The sequence below is a fragment of the Gluconacetobacter tumulicola genome, assembly GCF_014174215.1.
Lineage (GTDB): Bacteria > Pseudomonadota > Alphaproteobacteria > Acetobacterales > Acetobacteraceae > Gluconacetobacter > Gluconacetobacter tumulicola.
This window is the reverse complement of record NZ_JABEQL010000003.1, coordinates 221,783-245,617: the sequence shown is the minus strand read 5'-3', so window position 1 is coordinate 245,617 and position 23,835 is coordinate 221,783. Positions and strand designations below refer to the sequence as shown.

At 65.6% G+C, this 23,835-nt stretch carries 19 protein-coding genes and 1 tRNA gene; 9 read left to right on the top strand and 11 right to left on the bottom strand.

The annotated features are described in order from the left end of the window. Positions 1 to 46 precede the first annotated feature (46 nt). The 5 genes from HLH29_RS03740 to HLH29_RS03720 form a co-directional block, all read right to left on the bottom strand. The gene (locus HLH29_RS03740; protein ID WP_182964660.1) at positions 47 to 1,936 is read right to left on the bottom strand and encodes a Hint domain-containing protein; all 1,890 of its coding nucleotides are present in this window, start codon (positions 1,934 to 1,936) and stop codon (positions 47 to 49) included. A gap of 294 nt (positions 1,937 to 2,230) precedes the next feature. Further along, positions 2,231 to 2,305 (bottom strand) — tRNA-Thr (locus HLH29_RS03735). A 151-nt stretch (positions 2,306 to 2,456) separates the two neighbouring features. Continuing rightward, positions 2,457 to 3,722: a phosphoglycerate dehydrogenase gene (gene serA, locus HLH29_RS03730; protein ID WP_182964659.1), complete on the bottom strand. Its 1,266-nt coding sequence runs from the start codon at positions 3,720 to 3,722 to the stop codon at positions 2,457 to 2,459. Between the two features lie 112 nt (positions 3,723 to 3,834). Continuing rightward, complete coding sequence (locus tag HLH29_RS03725) at positions 3,835 to 4,668, bottom strand: inositol monophosphatase family protein (RefSeq protein ID WP_182964658.1); 834 nt, start codon at positions 4,666 to 4,668, stop codon at positions 3,835 to 3,837. Beyond that, positions 4,665 to 5,213 (bottom strand): c-type cytochrome, encoded by a 549-nt coding sequence (locus HLH29_RS03720; RefSeq protein WP_246373719.1) that lies wholly within the window; start codon positions 5,211 to 5,213, stop codon positions 4,665 to 4,667. Before HLH29_RS03720 ends, HLH29_RS03725 begins: the two co-directional genes overlap by 4 nt. A 146-nt stretch (positions 5,214 to 5,359) precedes the next feature. Between HLH29_RS03720 and HLH29_RS03715 the strand changes: the two genes are divergently transcribed. The 4 genes from HLH29_RS03715 to smpB all read left to right on the top strand — a co-directional run bounded on the left by HLH29_RS03715 (position 5,360) and on the right by smpB (position 8,508). Continuing rightward, positions 5,360 to 6,103 (top strand): 3-deoxy-manno-octulosonate cytidylyltransferase, encoded by a 744-nt coding sequence (locus HLH29_RS03715; protein WP_182964657.1) that lies wholly within the window; start codon positions 5,360 to 5,362, stop codon positions 6,101 to 6,103. Next, positions 6,100 to 6,975 (top strand): prephenate dehydratase, encoded by an 876-nt coding sequence (locus HLH29_RS03710; RefSeq protein WP_182964656.1) that lies wholly within the window; start codon positions 6,100 to 6,102, stop codon positions 6,973 to 6,975. Before HLH29_RS03715 ends, HLH29_RS03710 begins: the two co-directional genes overlap by 4 nt. Before the next feature lie 157 nt (positions 6,976 to 7,132). Next, positions 7,133 to 8,014 (top strand): 4-hydroxy-tetrahydrodipicolinate synthase, encoded by an 882-nt coding sequence (gene dapA / locus HLH29_RS03705; RefSeq protein ID WP_220790588.1) that lies wholly within the window; start codon positions 7,133 to 7,135, stop codon positions 8,012 to 8,014. 5 nt (positions 8,015 to 8,019) lie between these two features. Further along, positions 8,020 to 8,508 carry an SsrA-binding protein SmpB gene (gene smpB / locus HLH29_RS03700; protein ID WP_182948475.1) on the top strand — a complete coding sequence of 163 codons (489 nt, stop codon included), beginning with the start codon at positions 8,020 to 8,022 and terminating at the stop codon, positions 8,506 to 8,508. A 191-nt stretch (positions 8,509 to 8,699) separates the two neighbouring features. On the opposite strand, the gene HLH29_RS19810 is transcribed toward smpB, so the two are convergent. Further along, positions 8,700 to 9,389, bottom strand: coding sequence for a cold-shock protein (locus HLH29_RS19810; RefSeq protein ID WP_182964654.1), 690 nt, complete (start codon positions 9,387 to 9,389; stop codon positions 8,700 to 8,702). Positions 9,390 to 9,826: 437 nt separating this feature from the next. On the opposite strand from HLH29_RS19810, the gene HLH29_RS03690 reads away from it, so the two are divergent. Further along, the gene (locus tag HLH29_RS03690) at positions 9,827 to 10,828 is read left to right on the top strand and encodes a lipid A deacylase LpxR family protein (protein ID WP_408871939.1); all 1,002 of its coding nucleotides are present in this window, start codon (positions 9,827 to 9,829) and stop codon (positions 10,826 to 10,828) included. A 110-nt stretch (positions 10,829 to 10,938) separates the two neighbouring features. Here HLH29_RS03690 and recG read toward each other — a convergent pair whose 3' ends face one another. Further along, entirely contained in the window at positions 10,939 to 13,065 is a 2,127-nt protein-coding gene (gene recG / locus HLH29_RS03685) for an ATP-dependent DNA helicase RecG (protein WP_182964652.1), read from the bottom strand. Between the two features lie 130 nt (positions 13,066 to 13,195). Between recG and HLH29_RS03680 the strand changes: the two genes are divergently transcribed. The 4 genes from HLH29_RS03680 to HLH29_RS03665 all read left to right on the top strand — a co-directional run bounded on the left by HLH29_RS03680 (position 13,196) and on the right by HLH29_RS03665 (position 18,203). Continuing rightward, positions 13,196 to 13,507: an FAD assembly factor SdhE gene (locus HLH29_RS03680; protein ID WP_182964651.1), complete on the top strand. Its 312-nt coding sequence runs from the start codon at positions 13,196 to 13,198 to the stop codon at positions 13,505 to 13,507. Positions 13,508 to 13,560: 53 nt separating this feature from the next. Further along, complete coding sequence (gene mfd / locus HLH29_RS03675) at positions 13,561 to 16,998, top strand: transcription-repair coupling factor (protein ID WP_182964694.1); 3,438 nt, start codon at positions 13,561 to 13,563, stop codon at positions 16,996 to 16,998. A 47-nt stretch (positions 16,999 to 17,045) separates the two neighbouring features. After that, positions 17,046 to 17,840, top strand: coding sequence for an SDR family NAD(P)-dependent oxidoreductase (locus HLH29_RS03670; protein WP_182964650.1), 795 nt, complete (start codon positions 17,046 to 17,048; stop codon positions 17,838 to 17,840). Between the two features lie 225 nt (positions 17,841 to 18,065). Next, the gene (locus HLH29_RS03665; protein WP_182964649.1) at positions 18,066 to 18,203 is read left to right on the top strand and encodes a hypothetical protein; all 138 of its coding nucleotides are present in this window, start codon (positions 18,066 to 18,068) and stop codon (positions 18,201 to 18,203) included. Between the two features lie 87 nt (positions 18,204 to 18,290). Here HLH29_RS03665 and HLH29_RS03660 read toward each other — a convergent pair whose 3' ends face one another. From HLH29_RS03660 to alaS, 4 genes are all read right to left on the bottom strand, one after another. Continuing rightward, a complete protein-coding gene (locus HLH29_RS03660) occupies positions 18,291 to 19,265 on the bottom strand; it encodes an aldo/keto reductase (protein WP_182964648.1) in 975 nt (324 codons plus the stop codon). A gap of 15 nt (positions 19,266 to 19,280) precedes the next feature. Further along, complete coding sequence (locus tag HLH29_RS03655; protein ID WP_246373759.1) at positions 19,281 to 20,087, bottom strand: endonuclease/exonuclease/phosphatase family protein; 807 nt, start codon at positions 20,085 to 20,087, stop codon at positions 19,281 to 19,283. 73 nt (positions 20,088 to 20,160) lie between these two features. Beyond that, the gene (locus HLH29_RS03650; protein ID WP_182964646.1) at positions 20,161 to 20,859 is read right to left on the bottom strand and encodes a carbonic anhydrase; all 699 of its coding nucleotides are present in this window, start codon (positions 20,857 to 20,859) and stop codon (positions 20,161 to 20,163) included. A 244-nt stretch (positions 20,860 to 21,103) separates the two neighbouring features. Continuing rightward, positions 21,104 to 23,740 (bottom strand): alanine--tRNA ligase, encoded by a 2,637-nt coding sequence (alaS, locus tag HLH29_RS03645; protein ID WP_182964645.1) that lies wholly within the window; start codon positions 23,738 to 23,740, stop codon positions 21,104 to 21,106. Between the last annotated feature and the right edge of the window lie 95 nt (positions 23,741 to 23,835).

Below are 23,835 nucleotides of genomic sequence, written 5' to 3'. Positions count from 1 at the left end.
CGTGAAGGGAGCAGGGCCCGGTCACGAAACGACCGTGCCAGGATTGTCAGGCCATTCGCACCGACGCGGCCCCGGCCGATCCGGTGGAGGTGACGTAAAGACCGGATTCCCGGACCTGAATGGCCAGCAAGGCAACGCCATTGGGGTATCGCTGGCCGAGCGGGAGCAGCGCGTTGCCGTCGGTCCAGCGCCGGTCAGCCTGTTCGAGCGCATTCCAGCCGGACAGGGTCGTGTCGGCCAGATGTGTCGTGACGTTCTGGGCATGATTGCCTTCGAACAGCATGATCTCGCCGACCGAGACACCGAACTGGCGGCGGTCGTCGACGAATGGGCCGATCGTGTCGCTGGGGCGGCCGGAGCGAGAGACCAGGCGCACCGATGCAACCCCGGTCGGGATCATGAAGCTGATATAGCCATTCGCCTCGCGGACCGGACGGAGGGTCTGGCCCCTGTCGGTGACGAGATGCAGGTCCGTGTCGGCCGTCAGGGCCGGCGCATCCGCGCGGTTCTCAAGGCCGGCCTGTGTCGCGCGGGTCTCGATCCGGCGGAACAGGGGTTCGGCGAAGCTCCGGTCGATGCCGAGGGGCGCCGCCGCGTCCTCGGCCCAATTCTTCGCGCGGCCGCCGATCCTGAGGACTGGCCCGTTCTGACGGAATGTGCCGCGATTGCCCGTGTCGAGATAGGTTTCGGTCAAAACGCCGTCCGCCATGATCACGGCGTGTTCTTCGGTCTCGACATGGTAATAGTCATAGGTGATGAAGGACTTGTCATAGAAAATCGATCGTCCGTTGACGAGCATGCGGGCCGGGATGAACTTGCCATCAAAGAACAGGCAATGTTCGGCGGTGATCAGCATGTCCTTGTAGGGCGTGCCATCGGCGAGCGCGTCCTTGAGGATGCGGATCGGGTAACCTGCTTCGTCATCCGGCAGGTCTGGATTGACAGTCGTCGTCCTGCTGCCGGCCCAGATTACCTTGCGGGTGATCGTCGTGTCGTTCTGCCAGTCGAAGACCGATACTTCGTCGCCGATACGCATCTCTTCGACCGCACGGTCACCGTCCGGCATCCGGATCATGGAGCCGGCGAGATAGCAGACACCGACATAAGTATTGCCGCTACTGTAGGTAATTTGCAGGGGGTTCGTCGCGGTATCTGTCGTCGTCAGGTTGTTATAAGTTCCGGCGGGAAGGTATGCACCTGCTGCGGGTGTTGCTGTGTAAGTTGCAATCTGTGTCCCGTCGCTTCCGAAAAGTGTAATTGTTTTATCTGTTCCTGAATTTGCTATGGTATAACCAGAAATTGTGGCGACTGTATTCTGGAGTTCTATGGTATCGTAATGCGGGTCGTAGCCGGTGATGTTTATGTTGGAAAGGTTAAGGAAGACGTTGTTCCCATTCAGGACAAGAGTTCCGCCTCCTGTCGTGAAGTTGATATTCGTTCCCTGAAGAAGGCTGACGAGCTGCGTTGAGCCGTTGTACTCCCCACCGTAACCGATGTTGATGTTCGAACCGGTGAGGGCGCCGGCCAGGATGCCACCAGAGAATGATGCAGTACCACCATAAATATTGACAGTTGCTACCGTCGCGGCGTTCGCAACAAAATTAATATCTGTCGTTCCGCCAATCGTGAATGTGGGGACAGACAAAAGGCCGAGAAGAAAATCGATGGTTCCGCTGGAACCGGGAGTGGAGACCCACGCCCCGCCAAGAACAGACACAAGGCTACCGTTGGTCGCATTCGTTCCTGTCTGAATATTTTCAGCCAGAAGATTATCCGGGACGCCGTTAATCGTAGAAATCGTATTTCCGCTTGCGTCTTTTATGACGATATTGGAGTTTCCGATGCCACCATTGAAGATGGTTCCATCAGTAATGGTCCACGTAGTTTCTACATGACCTGCTGCATCGTAAGTGTAGTATGTTCCTGCGCTCGACATGGTCGTGCTCCTCCAGAGATTGACGCTTCCCTTCGAAGGCCGGAGTTTCAGATTGTCATATAAAAGTTAACAAACGCCCCATATCGCGGGCGGCATGCGCGGCAGCCATAAGAAGCCATGAAACCTCCGGGCGTGCTTCAGGCCGGGGAACTGGTCATGGCGGCAGGGCAGGCCGAATGACGATCCGTGTTGGATCGAAATCCCTCAGAATGAGGACGTTCGATGGGAAAACGCTGGAATCGCCTGAGGCGCAGTTCCTGCGTTATTGCCCGTGGGAAGGAATGTGGGGATTTCTGGTGCCGGGTGAGGGATTTGAACCCCCGACCTTCGGTTTACAAAACCGCTGCACTACCGCTGTGCTAACCCGGCGGCGATGGGCGTTGCACCATCGTTTAGGCGATTCCACGACATCGTTGTCCGTCTGGACCCAAGTCGGGGACTGTCTGCTTTTGCCTTCGTCTCCCTGACGGGTCAAGAGGGGAGGGGGCGGAGACATCATGGCCCCGCCACCCTTTTCCGGTCAGGGCTGCTGGTACAGCAGGCGGGCGCGGATCGTGCCCTTCAGGTCGCGCAGACGGCGCAGGATGCGGTTGTCCTTGTCGGTATCGCGTCCCGTATCGGCCTCGACCACCACATAGCCCAGTTCGCCGTCCGTCTGGAGATACTGGGCCGTGATGTTGCTGTTCTCGGCCATGAAGATCTCGTTGATCTGCAGCATGATGCCGGGAACGTTGCTGTGGACGTGCATGAAGCGGGTGCCGCGCGGGCTTTCGGGCAACTGCACGGTCGGGAAATTGACGGCGCCCAGGGTCGAGCCCACGTCGGAATATTCGATCAGCTTCCGTGCGACCTCGACACCGATCCGCTCCTGCGCCTCGGCGGTGGAGCCGCCGATATGCGGGGTGAGGATGACGTTATCCAGCCCCTGGAGCGGCGAGGTGAAGGCATCGCCCGCGCCTTTGGGTTCGGTCGGGAACACGTCGATCGCCGCCCCCAGCAGGTGGCCGTCGCGCAGGGCGTCGGCCAGGGCGGCCAGGTCCACGACATTGCCGCGGGCGTTGTTGATCAGGAACGAGCCGGGCTTCATCGCGCGGATCTGCTCGGCGCCGATCAGGTTCGCGGTGCTGGGCAGTTGCGGCACATGGAGGCTGACCACGTCGCTCTGCGCCAGAAGATCGTTCAGAGAATCGACCGGGGTGGCGTTGCCGTGAACCAGCTTGTCGATCACGTCGTAATAGATCACCCGCATGCCGAACGCCTCGGCCAGGACCGAGAGCTGCGAGCCGATCGAGCCGTAGCCGACGATGCCGAGCGTCTTGCCCCGGACTTCCCAGCTATTGGCCGCCGATTTGTTCCAGCCGCCTTCATGGCACTGGACCGAGCGGGGGAAGATCCGCCGCATCAGCATCACGACCTCGCCCATCACCAGTTCGGCGACCGAGCGCGTGTTGCTGAACGGGGCGTTGAACACCGGAATGCCGTGGCCGCGCGCCGCCGTCAGGTTGACCTGGTTGGTGCCGATGCAGAAGCAGCCCACGGCGATCAGCCGGTCGGCGGCGGCAATGACCTCGTCGGTCAGCTGGGTGCGGGAACGGATGCCCACGATATGCACGCCTTCCAGCGCCTCGCGCAGGGCCGCCCCTTCCAGGGCGGTCTTCAGGCGCGTGACGTTCTCGTATCCGTTGGCCTTCAGCAGCGACACGGCGCTGTCATGTATGCCTTCGAGAAGCAGGATGCGGATCTTGTCCTTGGGGAGGGACAGGTGGGAGGTGGCTTCGCTGCTCATCTCGAATACTCGCGTTTATTCGGTGAAGATGGTGCTCCTATCCGATCCGCGGATAAATGGATAGGGGAAGGATGGCATCGGTGCCATGTGCCGGCCGGGCGGTGGCGTGGGTTCAATGCGCAGGCAGGCCGCTATTCAGCAGAGAGACAGCGTCCGCCAGGATCGCCGGATCGCCCACGGCCAGCACCGTGCCATCGCCCTCGGCCCGCAGCGGGCGGCCGTGCCAGTCCGTCACCCGGCCGCCGGCACCCTCGATAATGGGGACCAGGGCGGCCCAGTCCCAGACCTTCATCGTGCATTCCGCGATCACGTCAACCTGGCCGAGCGCCAGCAGGCCGTAGGCATAGCAATCGCCGCCCCAGGTCACGCGGCGGGCGGCGCGGCGCAGCGCGTCCCAATGCGGTGTCGGTGCGCCCTCGATCATCTCGGGCGAGGTGCAGGAGAGTTCGGCCAGCTTCAAATCGGTGCAGCGCCGGGTGCCGATGGCGCCGGGAAGGCGGGATTCGTAGCGCGTTGGCCGGCCACGCACGCCGATCCAGCGTTCGCCGGTGATCGGCTGGTCGATGATGCCCAGCACCGGAACCCCGTCATCCAGCAGGGCGATCAGCGTGCCGAAGGTTGGCCGGCCGGTCACGAATGCCCGTGTGCCGTCGATCGGGTCGATCACCCAGCACCAGCGGGAGCCTGCGCGTTCCAGCCCGAATTCCTCGCCCAGAACCGCGTGGTCGGGCAGGCGTTCGGCCAGGATTGCCCGGATGGTGCGTTCGGCGGTGCGGTCGGCGACGGTCACCGGGCTCTGGTCGCTCTTGTCGTCCACCGCGACCCCGGACCGGAAGAACGGACGGATCACGCATCCGGCGGCATCGGCGGCGGCGATCGCGGCTTCCAGCAGGCGGTCGGCATCGGGGAGGGGGATGTCGGCCTGGGGCGTGTTGGACCGGGTCATGGAAGGTGTCCTCCGTCGGACAGGGTGTGCAGATAGGCGATGATCGCCGCGCGGTCGCGGATATCGGGCAGGCCGGGGAATGCCATGCGGGTGCCGGGCGCGAAACGGGCCGGGCTTTCCAGCCACGTCGAAAGGGCGTCGTCGGTCCAGAGCTCCGACCGGTGTGCCGACAGCGCGGGGGAGAAACCATAGCCGGGAATGCCGGCGATGGGGGTGCCGGCGACGCCGAACAGGTCGGGGCCGACCGTGGGGGGCGCGTCCTTCGTGAAACTGTGGCACATCGTGCAGGATCGTGCCGCAAGAGCCTGTCCCGCCTTGGGATCGGCATGGGCAAGTGCGTCGGCGATCGACGGGCCGGCCGCTCCGTCGGGTGGTTCGGGCAGGGCGAAGGCCGGACGGAGCGGGATGGCGACGGGGACGGCCAGGCGCCCGACCCAGACACTGCCCGCGACGGCCAGCGCGGTCAGCAGGATCGCGGCGCCGATGCGATTGGCGTCGTGGCTGTCCATCCGGGATACGATGCTCCATCCGTGTTTCGGTTGCATGCGGGCCGGTCCTTACCTAGACTGCCGGCCGCCTTGTGTGAAGCAGCGTGGGATCGTGCCGATGGGCCGGAGCGCATGTCCGCAGCGGCGTTTCCCCGGCTGGACGTTTCCGCCGCTTCGTGTGTCAAGGCCCCCTGCGTGTTCGCATGAATCCAATCGTTATTATCCCCGCCCGCATGGCCTCGACGCGCCTTCCGGGCAAGCCGCTGGCCATGATCGGCGACCGGCCCATGATCCTGCATGTGCTGGAGCGTGCGCGCGCGGCCGATATCGGGCCGGTCGTGGTTGCGGTGGCCGAACCCGAACTGGCGCAGGTGGTGACCGACGCGGGTGGCACCGCGGTCCTGACCGATCCTGCGTTGCCGTCCGGCTCCGACCGGGTCTGGCATGCGCTTGCGACCGTCGACCCCGATGGCCGGCACGACGTGGTCGTGAATCTGCAGGGCGATCTGCCGGGGCTGGCGCCGGAGACCCTGGCCGCTGCGCTGCTGCCGCTGGCCGACCGGGCGGTGGATATCGGCACGCTGGTTGCCCCCGTCACCGAGCCTGGCGAGGCGCAGGCGGAATCGGTGGTCAAGGTTGCCTGCGCGTTTCCCGACGGCGCACCGCAGGCCGTGGCGCGGGCGCTGTATTTTTCGCGAGCGGCGGTTCCGTGGGGCGAGGGGGCGCTGTGGCATCATGTCGGGATTTACGCCTATCGCCGCGCGGCGCTCGCGCGGTTCGTGGCGCTGCCGGAAGGGGCGCTGGAGCGGCGTGAGAAACTGGAGCAGCTCAGAGCCCTGGAGGCAGGAATGATCATCGGATGCGCCCGGATCGGAGTCGCGCCGTTCGGCGTGGACACGCCGGCGGACCTGGAACGCGCGCGCCGCATTCTGGCAGGCGTGGCATGAGCGGCGCGCCTTCCATTCCGCCGACGGGGATCATCGCTTTCCAGGGGCGGCCGGGTGCCTATTCCGACCTGGCATGCCGGCAGGCTTTTCCGGGCTGGACCACGTTGCCGTGCGAAACCTTCGCCGACGCGATTGCGGCGGTGCATGACGGGCGCGCGGATCTGGGCATGCTGGCCTGCGAGAACAGCCTGGCGGGCCGCGTGCCGGATATCCATGCCCTGCTGCCGCGGGCGGGGCTGAACATCGTCGGCGAGCATTTCCAGCGGGTCGAACATTGCCTGCTGGGTGTACCCGGCAGCACGATCGCCCAGGCCCGGCGGGTGCATACCCATCCGGTCGCCATGGGGCAGATCCGGGGCGTTATCGAGGCGCTGAACCTGACTCCGGTGGTGGAATTCGATACGGCGGGCGCGGCCGAGCTGGTGGCTCGCTGGAACAATCCCGAGGACGTGGCCGTGGCGTCGGCCCTGGCGGCGGAACTGAACGGACTGGTGGTGCTGCGCCATAATGTCGAGGATGCGGCGCATAACACCACCCGCTTCTATATCACCTCGCGCGATGCCATTCGGCCGCCGGCGGGGCAGAAGGGGACCGTGACCACCGTGCTGTTCCGCGTCCGCAATACGGCGGGCGCGCTGTACAAGGTGCTGGGCGGGTTTGCCACCAACGGCGTGAACATGACGCGGCTGGAGAGCTACATGCTGGACGGGTCGTTCGCCGCCACGCAGTTCCTGCTGGATGTCGAAGGGCATCCCGAGGATGAGCCGCTGGGGCGGGCGTTGGCGGAGCTGGCCTTTTTTTCCGAAACATCCGCGATTCTGGGTGTTTATCCGGGTTCGCCGTTCCGTGAGGATGCGGCGTCGGGCCGATGATGGTTGCCTATCCCCCACGCCCGGCATTAACACGAGAGATCGGAGGCTGACTTTGCAAACAGCCTCTTAAAACGGAACAGGCAGGATCACCATCCTGCCGGGCCGGCCCGAGGGGGTGGCCCATGTCACAGCCTGCGAGATTCGAGTGGAAACGACTATGTTCAAGGGTTCGATCACAGCCCTGATTACGCCGATGAACGATGACGGATCGCTGGATTTTCCGGCTCTGGGCCGATTCCTCGACTGGCAGGTCACCGAAGGGTCGTCGGGCGTCGTGCCGATGGGCACCACGGGCGAAAGTCCCACCCTGACGCATGACGAGCATGCGCGCGTGGTCGAATATGCGGTGCAGGTCGTGGCGGGACGGGTGCCTGTCATCGCCGGTGCGGGTTCGAACAGCACCGCCGAGGCCGTCATCATGGCGCGCCACGCCAAGGAAGCCGGCGCCGATGCGGTTCTGGTCGTGGCGCCTTATTACAACAAGCCGACTCAGGAAGGGTTGTACCGGCATTTCATGGCGGTTGCCGATGCGACCGACCTGCCGTTGATCGTCTACAACATTCCCGGCCGGTCGGTGGTGGATGTCTCCGTCGAGACCATGGCGCGCCTGGCGCGGCATGCACGGATCGTCGGCGTGAAGGACGCCACCGCCAATCTGCTGCGGCCGATCCAGGTTCGCCGGGCGATTGGCCACAAGCCATTCAATCAGCTTTCGGGCGAGGATGGCACCGTGGTCTCGTTCCTGGCGGCCGGGGGCGATGGCTGCATCAGCGTGACCTCCAATGTCGCGCCGCGCCTGTGTGCCGAGCTGCATCGCGCATGGCAGGATGGGCGCGTGGCCGATGCGATGGCGCTGCAGGACCGGTTGTCGCCGCTGCATGACGCACTGTTCTGCGAAAGCAATCCGGCGCCGGTGAAATATGCCGCCAGCCTGCTGGGACTGACGGGCGAGACCTGCCGCCTGCCGCTGGCGCCGCTGACCGAGGATTCCCGTGCCAAGGTTCGTGAGGCGATGGCCGCTGTCGGCCTGCTGAACTGACGATCATGGCTGAAAAAAACAAGAGCGGCATGATCTCGCACGGTATCGCGGCGCAGAATCGCAAGGGCCGGTTCGATTACACGATCCTGGAAACGGTCGAGGCGGGGCTGGTGCTGAAGGGGCCGGAGGTCAAGAGCCTGCGCATGGGACGCGCCACGATCAACGAAGCCTATGCCGGTGACCGGAATGGCGAGATCTGGTTGTTCAACAGCTATATCCCCGAATATCAGGGTGGTGTGCTGTCGCGCTTCGAACCCCGCGCGCCGCGCAAGCTGCTGCTGCACGGCAAGCAGGTGAACAAGCTGCTGGGGGCCGTGGCGCGCGAAGGCGTGACGCTGGTGCCGCTGGATATCCATTTCAATGCCCGCGGTCTGGCCAAGGTCACGCTGGGAATCGGCGAAGGGCGCAAGAAGGCCGACAAGCGCCACGCGATCGCCGAACGCGACTGGCAGCGCGACAAGGCGCGGCTGATGCGCAACAAGGGCAAGGAATAGGCCCTTCGACAGCGTCTCGACGCGCTATCGCGTTGTTTTAAGGCGCATCGTCACGCGGGCGGACACTTTTGTGCCGGCAGTGGTCGGCTTTGGATTGAACGGCGCGGAGCGAAGGTGTGGGGGAGAAGTCCCCCAAACAAAAACAGGACCGCCCGAGGGCGGCCCTGCTTGTTGATTCGGCTGATGCCGGATCAGTCGACGCTGATGGACGCAGCCTCGGGGCCCTTCTGGCCCTGGACGACCTGCACGTTCGCCGTCTGGCCTTCCGTCAGGCCCGTCAGGCCCGAACGCTCCAGAGCCGAAGCGTGGACAAAGATGTCCTTGCCGCCGGTTTCCGGGGTGATGAAGCCGAAGCCCTTCGTGGCGTTGTACCACTTCACGATGCCGCGCATATCCTGCGCCTGCGACAGGTCGGGGGCCGGGCGGGCCGGACGACCGCCGAAGCCGCCGGGGGCACGCGGGGCGCCGGGGCCGGCGCCGAAGCCGCGCGGACGCTCCGGCTGGGCGGTGCTTTCGTCAACCGAGCTGACCGACGCGACCTGGCGACCCTTGGGGCCCTGGCCGATGCGGACGACCAGCGTCGTACCCGGCGAAACGGAGCTGTGGCCGCTCTGCGCCAGCGCGTTGGCGTGAAGGAAGACATCGCCCGAACCGTCTGCCAGTTCGACGAAGCCGAAGCCCTTCTCGCTGTTGAACCACTTGACGGAGGCGCTGATCTCCGGTCCCGAGGCGATCACCTGCGAGGGGGCGCCGCCGCCACCCATGGGGCGACGGGGAGCGCTGCTGCCACGATCACCAAACGTCGGCGGCGACATGAAATCGTCGTCAAATCCGCCGCGGCGCGGGGAACGGGGGCTGCGGTCGGTCCTGTTACTTCTCAACGGTCGTAATCCCGAGGTCTAGTTGGCGGGTCCTGTCCCAGGAGCCACCGGATGAAGAAATTTTGCTGGATCAAGGCATTACACAACCGTTCTCCGAACCGCCTGAGCGGCCGTGGCGGACAGCATCCTTTCCCCGCGCGGACCCTAGCACGAATGCGTCGGCATCCAATACAGATAAGCATAACTTCGGCTCACGGTTCCATCACCTCGTCATCTTTAATGTGACCAAGGATTAATGTTGTTGCCGCTGCGATGGGCGGCCTGGATGCTCGTCATGGCGGGCGGCCGGAGTGGACCGCTCGATCACGAAAAACATCCATGGGCTTTCTCGAAACGCCGGGACGTTTTAGACAGTCGATGAGCGCGGTAGACATGGCGTCGCGCAGGGGAAAGGGAAGCTGATGGGCCAGACAAAGACGGAAAGAACAGCCCTTTGGATGGCGCGGGCCGGTACGCTGGCCGGAATGGGGTGCCTCGCGGCAGTCATCTGCGCCCCGGCCCGTGCCACGCCGTTGCAGGACCCGTACGGAACCTGGACGCTCCAGGGGGAGAACGACGCGGTCAGCACCCTGAAGGGCACGTCGGACCAGTATTATACTAGCGGCCTGCGCATCAACTGGACATCGGGCACCGACAACCAGCCGGCCCCGATCGAGACGATCAACCATGCCATCATGGGTGCCGGCGTCACCCGCATCAGCCTGGGGCTGCAACAGCTCATCTATACGCCGACCGATACGCAGACCAGCGTGCCGTCATTGCGTGACCGGCCTTATTCCAGCCTGCTGCTGGGGACCGTCAACCTGATCAACGATACGGATCTGTCCCGCTCGGTCTTCGGTATCCAGGTCGGTGTCATGGGACCGGCGGGTCTGGGCCAGCAATTGCAGAATGGCTTCCACGGCGCGATCGGCGATACCAAGAACCTGGGCTGGAAGCATCAGCTGCAGAACCAGCCGATCTTCCAGGTGCAGGCCGGGCGGACCTGGCGGCTGCCGCTGGCTGACGTCTATGGCATCTCGATGGACATGCTGCCCGCTACCTCGGCCGCGATCGGTGATTACCGTATCTATGGTTCGGTGGCGGATACGTTCCGTATCGGCCAGGGGCTGAACAGCGATTTCGGCACGCCCACCATCGGGCCGGGCACTGACGGGACCGACGCCTATCGCCTGAGCCGGCCGGTGGCGTGGTACGTCTTCGGCAACGTGACGGGCTATGCGGTCGGGTATGACGCCACGCTGCAAGGCAACACGATGCGCAGCAATTCGCCGCATGTGCCGGTGAAGTGGGATGTGGGCGAGATCCATGCCGGTGTTGCGATCATGTGGCATGGCATGCGCCTGTCCTACAGCCAGGTGTGGCAAACCCAGCAATTCCAGGGTGCGCGCAGCGGGTTGTTCAATTACGGGTCGTTGGCCCTGTCCGCCAAATTCTGACAGGCCGAACGGAAATGCGCGCTGGTGGTGATCCGGCGCGCGTTTCCTGTGCTTCGGTGCTTACGGTTCATTACGTCCGGTCAGCCTCTTCGCGGCAAGGAGAGGGAGACCTAACCGGATCGTAAGGTTCTGGCAGCGTCGTGCCTGTCGAATAGTTCCACTGCCAGGGCGATTGCGCCACGCCTTGCCTCGGCGCTGCCTTCGATGATGCGTTGCGCATCCTGTGCGGCGATCGTCACCAGCAGGTCCAGCCGGGCGCCGGTTGCCAGTCGCAGGTCGGGCAGGCCGGACTGGCGGCGGCCCGTCAGGTCGCCGCCGCCGCGCAGGCGGAAATCCTCATCAGCGATCAGGAAGCCGTCCTCGGTATCGCGCAGCAGGGCCAGTCTGCGCCGCGCCGTCTTGCCCAGCGCGTCGTCATGCAGCAGCAGGCAAAACGATTCGGCACCGCCACGACCCACCCGGCCGCGCAGCTGATGCAATTGCGCCAGGCCGAACCGCTCGGCGTGCTCGATCACCATCACGGTGGCGGCGGGGATATCGACCCCGACCTCAATCACCGTCGTTGCAACCAGGATCTGGGTTCGGCCGGCGGCGAAATCGGCGATTGCGGCCTCGCGCACCGCGATGTCCTGCTGGCCGTGGGCCAGGCCTACGACAGGCCCGAATCGCTCGGCCAGCACAGCAAAGCGTGCCTCGGCCGCTGCGATGTCCAGTGCCTCGCTCTCGCTGACCAGGGGGCAGACCCAGAACACGCGTGCGCCCCCCGCGATGGCGCGGCCGATTCCATCCAGCAGGTCGCCCAGTGACGCCATGGCGTGCAGCGAGGTGCGGACCGGCAGCCGCCCCGCCGGCTTTTCGTCCAGGCGGCTGACCTGCATCTCGCCCCACTGGGTCAGCAGCAGGGTGCGCGGAATCGGGGTGGCGGTCATGACCAGGATGTCGGTCAGGTACCCCTTTTCGCCCAGCAGAAGCCGCTGTTCGACGCCGAAACGGTGCTGCTCGTCGATGACCGCCAGTGCCAGGTCGGCGAATACCACCTTGTCCTGGAACAGAGCGTGCGTGCCCACGACCAGCGGCGCGCGGCCGGTGGCGATGGCCTCCAGCACGTCGCGCCGGGCGCGGCCCTTGACGCTGCCGCTGAGGAAGGCGACCGGGACGGGCGCCAGTCTGGTGAAAGTCGCCAGATGCTGGCGGGCCAGGATTTCGGTCGGCGCCATCAGCACGGCCTGATGGCCGGCCTCTACCGCGCCCAGCATGGCCTGCAAGGCCACAAGTGTCTTGCCCGCACCGACATCGCCCTGCACCAGGCGCAGCATCGGGTTGGGGGAGGCCAGATCGGCATCGATCTCGCGCAGGGCGCGGGTCTGGGCGCCGGTGGGGGTGTGGCTGAAGCGCTCCAGCGCCGTGGTGCGCAGTGCCCCTGTCGGCACGACCGCGCGGCCGGGGCGGTTGCGGTTGCGCCGTCTTGCCTCGGCCATCGCTACCTGTTCGGCCAGCAATTCGTCGCAGGCCAGGCGCAGGCGCGCCCGTTCGGACGCTGCTGCGTAGGCGTCGTCCTTCAGCAGCTCGGGAAATTCATCGGGGCAATGCAATTGGCGCAATGCGGTTTCGAAATCGGGCCAATGCCGCCGGCTGACGAGCGTGGGGTCCAGCCATTCGGGCAGGGCGGGGAAACGCAGAAAGGCATGGCGCAGCGCATTGCGGATGTGGCGGGGGAAGAGGCCCGCCGTCAGCGGCCAGACCGGGTCCAGCATCGGGATGCGGCCGATATCGCCGTCCGGCACGATATGATCGGGGTTGGCGATCGAAAGCCGGTCGCCGAATTCGTCAAGCATGCCCGAGACCGCGACCTCGCTGCCCACCGTCATCTGCCGTGCCTGATAGGGCGAGAAAAAAGCCAGGTCGATCGTCCCGCTGCCATCCGACAGGCGGACCCGCCAGGGCTGGCGCCTGCCGCGCGCGGGTGCGTCCACCCGCTGCACCCTGCCATGCACCGTACAGATCCGCCCCGGAATGGCGTCGCGTATCAGGGGGCGATAGCGACGGTCGATCACGGACTCGGGAAGGTGGAACAGCAGGTCGGCCACGCGCGTGCCGCCGGTCGCGCGCGCCAGCAGTTTGGCGGTGGCGGTGCCAACCCCGGGCAGCGTGGCAAGCGGGGCCAGAAGCGGGCCGAGGAGGTCCCGTGAATCGTCCTGGATGATGATGTCGGACACGGTGGGCTCGATCGTCCTCAATTCCCCGGTTCGTTCTCTGCGGGGGCCATTTCTCCGGGCCGGTGCGACTGCCGGGCTGACAGGACCCTGACGGAGGGCTATAGGACAGCAACGCGAAGGAACAAAACGAAACCATATCCGGGCAGGTAGCATGTCCCTCGACACATCGGACTTTTCGACCCTCGATCCGCGCCGTCGCCGGATTTATTTCCGCGCCACGCATCGCGGTACGCATGAAGCGGACATCCTGATCGGCGGCTTTGTCGCCCCGCGCTTGGCTGCGATGTCGGATGCCGAAATGGATGCGCTGGAAGCGGTGATGGACCTGCCGGATGCCGATCTGGCGGACTGGCTGAGTGGCCGCAAGCCGGTGCCGGCCGAGGTCGACTGTCCGATGATGCGTGCCATCATCGCCGACGCGAACGATCCCGCCCGGCAGGCCGCGATCCGGGGAGAACGATGACAGCAGAGGGGAGGGACCACGCCGCTGCGGCGTCCGCCGGGCATGCCGGCTGGATGAATGTCTGGGGCGTGCCGGACGGGTACGACGCTTTCCTCGTCGCCCGGCGCGCGCGCGAGCATGACGGGCCGGTGCTGCATGTGGCGCGCGATGATGCAGGCATGGCGCGGATCGGCGATCTGCTCTCGTTCATCGCACCGAATGCCGAAATCCTGCGCTTTCCGGCATGGGATTGCCTTCCCTACGATCGGGTATCGCCCAATCCGGCGATCGTCGCCGAGCGGGTTGCCACCCTGACGCGATTGCTGGAACCCGCGAAGGGCCCGCGCATCGTGCTGACCACGGTCGGCGGGCTGGTTCAGCGGGTGACGCCGCGCGCTGCCTTTCGGGGCCAGTCGCTGACAGTGACCACCGGCGACAATCTGGATCAGGAATTCCTGATCGAACTGCTGGTGACCAACGGCTACAACCGCACCGATACGGTGATGGAACCGGGCGAATTCGCGACCCGGGGTGGTATCTTCGACATTTTCCCCTCCGGCGAGGCTGAGCCGGTGCGGCTGGACCTGTTCGGCGACGAGGTCGAGAATATCCGCCGCTTCGACCCCGCCACCCAGCGTTCCTCCGACCGGCTGGACCGGTTCGTGATGCGGCCGGTCGCCGATTTCAGCCTCGATCAGGCCAGCATTTCGCGCTTCCGCACCGGTTGGCGCGACCTGTTCGGGCCTGCCGCCGCCGGCGATCCGCTCTACCAGCATGTCTCCGACGGGCGACGCCATGCCGGGCTGGAGCACTGGCTGCCGCTGTTCTACGAGCATCTGGAAACGCTGGTCGATTACCTGCCGGGTGTCGCGGTGATCATGGCCCATCAGGCGGACGAGGTCCTGTCGTCGCGGCTGGAAATGATCGCCGACCATTTCGAGGCGCGGCGCCAGCCGGTGCGCGAGGGGGAGGTCCCGTACCGTCCGCTGCCGCCGCATCTGATGTATCTGGACCGCAAGGGGTGGGACGGGATGCTGTCCGGTCACCCGGTGGTGGTGTTTAATCCCTTCTCACGCCCGGATGGGGCCGAGGGCATTGATGCGCTCGGCCGGCCAGGAATCCTGTTCGCCCGGTCGGTCGGGGACGGATCGCGCGAAAACGTATTTGCCATGCTCGATGCGCAGGTTCGGCAATGGGCCGAGACCGGGCGGCGGGCCTATCTCTCGGCCTGGACGCGTGGATCGCGCGAGCGGATCGCGACGCTGCTGCGTGAGCATGGCATGCGGGCCGAGACGTTCGAGACCTGGGCCCAGGCGCAGGATCTGCCTGCCGGTACGGTCGGGCTGCTGACGCTGGGGCTGGAACGCGGCTTTATCGCCGATAATCTTGCCTTCGTCTCGGAGCAGGATCTGCTGGGCGAGCGGATTTCGCGTCCGCCGCGCCGCCGCAAGCGGGCGGACCAGTTCATCGCCGAGGCGTCGGAGATCGCCGAGGGCGATCTGGTGGTGCATCAGGATTACGGCATCGGCCGCTATGACGGGCTGGAGACGGTAGCGGTCGGCAGCGCGCCGCATGACTGTCTGCGCTTGGTCTATGACGGCAACGAAAAGCTGTTCCTGCCGGTCGAGAATATCGAACTGCTGAGTCGCTTCGGCTCCGATCAGGCCGGAGTGTCGCTGGACAAGCTGGGCGGGGCCTCCTGGCAGAACCGCAAGTCGCGGATGAAGCAGCGCATCCGCGATATGGCGGGCGAGCTGATTCGCACCGCCGCGATGCGGGCCCTGCGCGAGGCTCCGAGCCTGACCCCGGCCGAAGGCTTATGGGACGAATTCTGCAGCCGCTTCCCCTTCGCCGAGACCGAGGACCAGGCGCGCGCCATCGCCGATGTGCTGGAAGATATGGGCTCGGGCCGGCCGATGGACCGTCTGGTGTGCGGCGATGTCGGGTTCGGCAAGACCGAGGTTGCGCTACGCGCGGCCTTCGTGGCCGCGATGTCGGGCGCGCAGGTGGCGGTGGTCGTGCCCACCACGCTGCTGGCGCGGCAGCATTTCCGCACCTTTTCGGCCCGGTTTGCCGGGCTGCCGGTCACGGTGGCGCAATTGTCGCGCATGGTCACGGCGAAGGATGCGGCGGCGGTGCGCAAGGGGCTGGCCGACGGCAGCATCAACATCATCATCGGCACGCATGCGCTGCTGGCCAAGGGTGTGCAGTTCGCCGACCTGGAACTGCTGATCATCGACGAGGAGCAGCATTTCGGCGTCGCCCACAAGGAGAAGCTGAAGGCGCTGCGCGAGGACGTGCATGTCCTGACCCTGTCGGCCACGCCGCTGCCGCGCACGCTGCAACTGGCGCTGACCGGCGTGCGGGAGATGAGCCTGATCGCCACCCCGCCGACTGACCGGCTGGCGGTGCGTACCTTCATCATGCCTTTCGACAGCGTGGTGATCTGCGAGGCGATCCAGCGTGAGCGGTTCCGGGGCGGGCAGATCTTCTGCGTGGTGCCGCGGATCGAGGATCTGGACCGCATGGGGGCCCGTCTGCAGGAAATCGTGCCCGATGCACGGCTGGTGCAGGCCCATGGACGCCTGACCCCGACCGAGCTGGAACGGGTGATGACCGAGTTCAGTGACGGCAAATACGATATCCTGCTTTCCACCAACATCGTGGAAAGCGGGTTGGACATGCCGGCGGTGAACACGCTGATCATCCATCGGGCCGACATGTTCGGCCTCGGGCAGCTCTACCAGTTGCGCGGGCGTGTGGGGCGCGGCAAGCAGCGCGGCTATGCCTATCTGACCTGGCCGCAGACGCATGTGCTGTCGGCCGCCGCCGAAAAGCGGCTGGAGGTCATGCAGACGCTGGACACGCTGGGCGCGGGTTTCACGCTGGCGTCCCACGATCTGGATCTGCGCGGCGCGGGCAACCTGCTGGGCGACGAGCAGTCGGGCCATATTCGCGAGGTCGGGATCGAGCTCTATCAGCAGATGCTGGAAGACGCAGTGGCCGAACTGCGTGCCGAAAAGGGACGGCGCAAGGCCGAGGACCGGGATTGGACACCAAACATCATCCTCGGTCTGCCGGTGCTGATCCCGGAGGAGTATGTGCCGGACCTGCCGGTGCGGCTGGGGCTGTATCGCCGCATCGCCGCGCTGGCGAATGATGCCGAAATCGAGGCAATGGAGGCCGAACTGGTCGACCGGTTCGGCACGCTGCCTGATCCGGTGCGTAACCTGCTGGATGTCGTCGCGATCAAGCGCCTGTGTCGCGAGGCGGGGGTCGAGAGGCTGGAGGCCGGGCCCAAGGGAATGGTGATCCAGTTCCGGGGCAATCATTTCGCGAATCCGGCCGGGCTGGTCGCTTGGATGGCGACACAGAAAGAGGGCAATGTCCGACTGCGCCCCGACCATAAGCTGGCGCTGGTGCGGGAAATGACGAACGCACAGCGGATTCGGCTGGCAAAGGATACGGTCCAGGCGCTGGGCCGCCTGGCGGAACAGGAGAAGGCGGCCTGACGACACACCCCGCTTGTGGTGACGGACACGCGGAAGGAGGAAGCGGAATGAAAATCGATCTGGCAGGTAAAACGGCGATCGTCAGCGGCTCGACCGCCGGGATCGGGCTGGCCATCGCGATGGCCCTGGCCGAAACCGGGGCGGATGTCATCGTCAACGGCCGCAGCCAGGCCAGGGTGGATGAGGCGATGGCCTATATCCGGACCCGCATGCCCACGGCGCGGCTGCGCGGCGTGCCGGCCGACCTGGGAACGAAAGAGGGGATCGACGGATTCGTCCGCCTTGTTCCCCAGACTGATATCCTGGTCAATAATCTGGGTATTTTCGAGCAGAAGCCATTCCTTGAGACCCCTGACGAGGACTGGCAGCGTTTCTTCGACGTCAATGTCCTGAGCGGTGTGCGCCTGACGCGCCATTATCTGCCGGGCATGGTCGAGCGGGCGTGGGGCCGCGTGGTGTTCGTCTCCAGCGAATCGGCACTGAACATTCCGGCGGACATGATCGCCTATGGTTTTTCCAAGGCCGCACAGGTCGCGATTGCCCGAGGCATCGCCGAGAGCATTCCTGGAAGCGGTGTGACGGTCAATTCGGTGCTGCCGGGGCCGACCCGGACCGAGGGCGTGATGGAGATGTTTGCCAAGGCGGCGCAGGAGAGCGGCCGGCCGATCGAGGAGATCATGGCCGAATTCGTGCCGCAGCATCGCCCGGCCTCGCTGATCCGGCGGCTGGCGGAGCCGGAGGAGATTGCCAGCATGGTCGCCTATGTCTGCTCGCGGCAGGCCTCGGCTACCACCGGAGCGACCTTGCGGGTGGAGGGGGGGTTGCTGCGCCATCCAGGGTGAGGGGCGGCTCTGCCGGGTTTGCCGACGATCCGATGCGGGTTTCCTGTGCTGCGCTTTCTGGTTGGTGGACTGTTTTTTAAATACTGTCTGAGCGGGCGTATGGCGCGGTTTTGGGCATTGTGCGGACACTTTTTCGTCACAAAGCAAGTCCCGGAGAGGTGCGGCCCTTTTCGTGTTGTCGTGCCGGATGTTAAGAATAGTGACAATACAGGAAGGGAGCGATTCATGCCTGAGACCGAGGATCATGCGCCCCAGACCTCGCTACGCGACGTGTTTCAGCTTATGGGCGCGATTCTGTTCGTCATGGGCATGATTCTGGTCGGTTGGCGGGCGGCTTTCTTTTCTGGCGTCTGGCCCGCCTGAACTGGCTCCTTCTGCTTTCCCCTAGCGGGCGCGCGCCCGGTAACAATGTTCTGACCAGGCGGCATGATGGCCGGCCGGCCATGTCCGTCATTGCTGTGCGTCTGCCGATTCCGGTGATAGTGCGGCTGTGATCGCGTTGCGTTCCTCGGCCGTCAGCGGGTGGGCGGCGGCGGTAACGTTGGCCTCGATCTGGGCTGGACGGGTCGCACCGGCAATGACCGACCCTACGATATCGTGCGACAGCAGCCAGCCGAAGGCGAGTTCGGTCAGGCTGCGCCCGTTTGCATGTGCTACAGCGTCCAGCCGGTCGAGCAGGGTCCAGTTGGCGCCGGTCAGATAGCGATCGGCCAGGTGGGTCCAGGCGCTCAGTCGGCTGCCAGGGGGCGGGGGCGTGTTGCGGTGGTATTTCCCGGTCAGGACGCCGCTGGCCAGGGGGAAGTAAGGCAGCAGCCCCAATCCGTAATGACGGATCGCCGGCACCAGGTCGCGCAATGCGTTCCGTGCCAGCAGGGACAGTTCGTCCTGGCAGGAGATGAAGCCGGCATAGCCCGAAATGCGCGCGACGTGGCAGGCATCGGCGACCTGCCAGGCGGGGAAATTGGAACAGCCGGCATAGAGGATCTTACCCTCGCTGATCAGGTCGTCGAGCGCGCGCAGGGTCTCCTCGATCGGGGTGGCCGGGTCGGGGACGTGAACCTGGTACAGGTCGATCCGGTCGGTTCGCAGGCGTGACAGGCTGGCTTCGACGGCCTGGCGGATATAGCGGCGCGAGGCACCCTGGAGGCGGCCTTCGGCGTCCATGGGCATGCCGAACTTGGTGGCGAGGACGATCTCGTTGCGGCGCGGCCCTAGGATCGCGCCCAGCGTTTCCTCCGACGCGCCGTAATGGGCCTCGCGCCGTCCATAGACGTCGGCGACGTCGAACAGGGTGATGCCGCTGTCCAGGGCCTGATGGACCACAGCCCGGGATTCTTCCAGCCCGATACGGCCGCCCAGATTGTTGCAGCCCAGCCCGACGGTCGAAACGCGCAGGCCGGAACGGCCGAGGTGACGATATTCCATGAGCCTTTCGCCTGGTCAGGGCATCTCGAGCCCGACCGAGACCGGGCAATGATCGGACAGGTTCGGCGCCTGGGCGGGATCCTGCGCGTCATAGGTCAGGACCCGGAGGCTGTCGGGGCGGAGCCATGCGCGGGCCTGATTGCCCAGCAGGATGTGGTCGATGAAATAGGTGCCGTCCCAGCACGGGCTCGCCCGCCCGGCCGTTGTCAGCGTCAGGGGACCGTCGGTTTCCAGTTGCCGGAAGAACGGGTCGGACGGTGTCAGGTTGCGGTTGAAGTCTCCCATGACCAGGAAGGCTACGCCTTCGTCCTGTCGCTGGGCAATCCAGTCGTCCAGCACCGTCAGCTGACGCGCCAGCGTCCGGCAGGCTGGTCGACGGTCGGCCAGGGCCGCGTTACGGCATCCGGCCTTGAGATGCACGATCAGGATGCGCAGGCTGGCGGTGCCGTCGTCGATCGTGACATCCAGTCCCGCGCGTAAATGATGGGGCGCGTCGGGCGGATAGACATCGAGTTCCGAGATGTCGGGATGGCGGGTGACGGTCAGCCCGGTTGCCACGGCCAGTCCGACACGCTGGACCACATGATCGTCGCTCATGACGATCCGGTAGCGTGCGGGCGGGAACAGGCGGGCGGCCAGGGCTGGGGAATCCACTTCCTGAAACCCGACAATGTCGGCGCCGAGCCGCGTGGCATAGGCGGCCAGTTGGCGCAGCCCGGCGTCGCTGCGGTGGGGAAGGTCGCGGGGCAGGGCGGGGTCGCCCGGCGCCCGCGCCGTCAGCCAGTCCAGGTTCCAGGTCGAGACCTTGATCGTGCGCGCCATGGCCCCCTGAGTGGCCAGGACGGCCACCAGCCACCCGGCGCAGGCCAGGAGGCGGATGGCCGCCGGTCGCGGGTCAGGCCTGTTCAGTCTTCCCATCCACCTCGCGGGTCAGGCGGGCGATGGCTTCGTCCACATGGATGCTGGACCGCGTGGCTTCGTCCAGAATCACGACCTCCCCACTGGCGATATCGTAGAACCAGCCTTGCAGGATCAGCGTGTTGCGTGCCAGGGCGGCGGCGACCGCCGGGTGCGTGCGCAGATGCGCGATCTGCAGCACCACATTCTGTTCCGCCAGGCTGCGCACGGATTGCGGGCCGGCGTCGGTGGCCTGCAACGCACCCGCAACCGCTCGGGCCGCTTCGGCATTGCGCAGCCAGGACGCGACGGTGGGCATGTGCGCCAGTTTGGATGGATCGGGGTCCAGCAGGGCTTTCATCGCACCGCAATCGGAATGGCCGCAGACGATGATGGTCGACACGCCCAGCGCCAGGACGGCGTATTCGATTGCGGATGACACGCCGCCCAGCATTTCGCCGTAAGCCGGAACGATATTGCCGATATTGCGCAGCACGAACAGGTCGCCCGGCTGGGTCTGCGTGATCATGCTGGGATTCACGCGGCTGTCGGCGCAGGCGATGAACAGCGTGTCCGGAGATTGCTGGCCGGCCAGTTCCGCGAACAGTTCGCGATTCTGCGGAAAGACTTCGGCATTGAATTTCTCCACTCCATGCAGGAGCGAGATCAGCGTTTTCTTGGCATCGGTATCGGCCATCGAAGGTCCCTATGTCCTGAAGTCCGCCTGGGACTTCACAGTGGCGTTCGAACGGTCACCCGGACGGAAAAATCCCGTCATGGCATGCGGACGCCAGGGCGCCGACACAGCCGGGTCCGTCACAGATAGCATGGAAACGGGGACGGCACAGGTCCGGTTTCTCCCTCGGAGGCCCGGGACACACTATGTCAGGGGCCGGACACATCGCCGTGTGTGTGACACGGCAATATGTCCGGCCGGGAGATCAGGCCAGGGCCTTGCGTACTGCCTCGAGTGCCGCATCGGCCTGTGTCACGTCCGGACCGCCGGCCTGGGCCATGTCGCGCCGTCCGCCGCCGCCCTTGCCACCCATGGCAGCGCTGGCGGCCCGCACCAGTCCGACCGCGTCGAAACGTTCCGTCAGGTCGGCGGTAACGCTGACGACCACGCTGCCCTTGCCATCGGCGGTCGAAACCAGCGCCACCACGCCGGAGCCAACCTGCTGACGCAGGGAATCGGCCAGCGCTTTCAGCTCGCGTGCCGGCAGGTCACCCACATTGCGGGCGATGAAGCCCACGCCGTTGATTGTCTCGGTAGTCGCGCCGCCCTCGCCGCCACTGGCCAGCTTGCGTTGCAGGTCGGAGATCTGGCGCTCCATGACCTTGCGTTCTTCCAGAATCACCGCCAGCCGCTCCGGGGCTTCGGCGGCCGAGACACGCAGCATCGCCGCAACCTGGGTCAGGCGCTGCTCAGTGGCGATGGCGGCGGCCTCGGCGGCCTTGCCGGTTACCGCCTCGATGCGGCGGATGCCGGCGGATACGCCGCTTTCCGACGTAATGCGGAACAGGCCGATATCGCCGGTGCGGTTGACATGTGTGCCGCCGCACAGCTCGATCGACCAGGCCGGACGATTATCCTCGGGCGGGCCCATGAATACGACGCGGACCTCGTCGCCATATTTCTCGCCGAACAGGGCCATTGCGCCCTGCGCCACGGCTTCTTCCTGCGACATCGGGCGGGTGGTGACCGCACTGTTCTCGCGGATGCGGGCGTTCACCTCGGCCTCGACCTCGGCGATTTCCTCCGGTGTCAGCGGGCGGGGCTGGCTGATGTCGAAGCGCAGGCGGTCGGGCGCGTTCAGGCTACCTTTCTGCGTGACATGCTCGCCCAGACGCCGGCGCAGTGCCTCGTGCAGCAGATGGGTGGCTGAATGGTGGGCGCGGATCGCGCTGCGCCGTTCGTGATCGACGGTGGCGGTCACCGCCTGGCCGACGCGGACCGTGCCCTCGATCACCGTGCCGGAGTGAACCAGCAGGTCGCCCAGCCGCTTCTGCGTATCGGTGACGGCGATACGCAGGCCCGGAGCGGTGATCAGGCCGGTATCGCCGACCTGGCCGCCGCTTTCGCCGTAAAACGGCGTCTGGTTCAGCAGCAGCGCGACTTCGGTGCCCGCCGGCGCGTCATGAACAGACTGGCCGTTGCTGATGATGGCCTGGATCTCGGCATCGGCCTGCTCGGTCGCGTAGCCCAGGAACTCGCTGGCACCGAACCTGTCGCGCGCCTCGAACCACGCGGTTTCGGTCGCGCTGTCGCCCGAGCCGCTCCACGCGGCGCGGGCGCGTTCGCGCTGGACCTGCATCGCGCTGTCGAAGCCTGCGACATCGACCTCATGACTGCCGCCGCGCAGCGCGTCCTGCGTCAGGTCCAGCGGGAAGCCGAACGTGTCGTACAGCTTGAACGCCACGTCACCGGGCAGTTTCTGGCCGTCGCCCAGTTTCGCCGTCTCGTCGGCCAGCAGCGCGAGGCCACGTTCCAGCATCGCCTTGAAACGTTCTTCCTCGCCGCGCATCGTCTCGCGGATCAGGGCTTCGGCCTGGACCAGTTCAGGGTAAGCAGCCCCCATCTGGCGCACCAGGGCGGGGACCAGGCGATGGAAGACCGTTTCCTTGGTGCCCATCATGTGCAGGTGGCGCATCGCGCGGCGCATGATGCGGCGCAGGACGTAGCCGCGCCCGTCCTTGGAGGGCAGCACGCCGTCCGCGATCAGGAACGAAGTCGAGCGCAGATGATCGGCTACCACGCGGTGGCTGGCGCGGAACGGGCCGTCCGGGTCCTGACCCGTCGCCTCGGCCGAGGCCAGGATCAGCGCGCGCATCGTGTCCGTGTCGTAATTGTCGCGCTTGCCCTGCATGATGGCGGCGAAGCGTTCCAGTCCCATTCCGGTGTCGATCGAGGGACGCGGCAGCGGCGAGCGGACGCCCGGCGGGTCCTCGAAGAACTGCATGAACACGAGGTTCCAGATCTCGACGAAGCGGTCGCCATCCTCGTCCGGCGAGCCGGGCGGGCCGCCGGGTACGTCGGGGCCGTGATCGTAGAAGATTTCCGAACAGGGGCCGCAGGGGCCGGTATCGCCCATCCGCCAGAAATTGTCGGCGGTGCCGATGCGGATGATCCGCTGGTCCGGCAGGCCGGCGATCTTGCGCCACAGCGCGGCCGCTTCCTCGTCATCGGCATAGACGGTGACCAGCAGCTTTTCGGCAGGCAGGCCGAAATTGCGCGTGATCAGGCTCCAGGCGAATTCGATCGCTTCGGGCTTGAAATAGTCGCCGAAGGAGAAATTCCCCATCATCTCGAAGAAGGTATGGTGGCGGGCCGTGTAGCCGACATTATCCAGGTCGTTATGCTTGCCGCCGGCCCGAACCACCTTCTGTGCCGTGGTGGCGCGGGAATAGGGGCGGGTTTCCTGCCCCGTGAAGACGTTCTTGAACTGGACCATGCCGGCATTCGTGAACAGCAGGGTCGGGTCATTGCGCGGCACCAGCGACGAGGACGGCACGATCTGATGACCGTTGGCTGCGAAATAGTCGAGGAAGGTCGCGCGGATATCGTTTGTGGAGGTCATGGCGGAGGGCTGACGATCCTGAAATGGCGAAGGCTGGAAAGCTCGGATACCATCACCTAGCGCACGGCGTGCCCGGCAGGAAGAGCAAGGGCGCG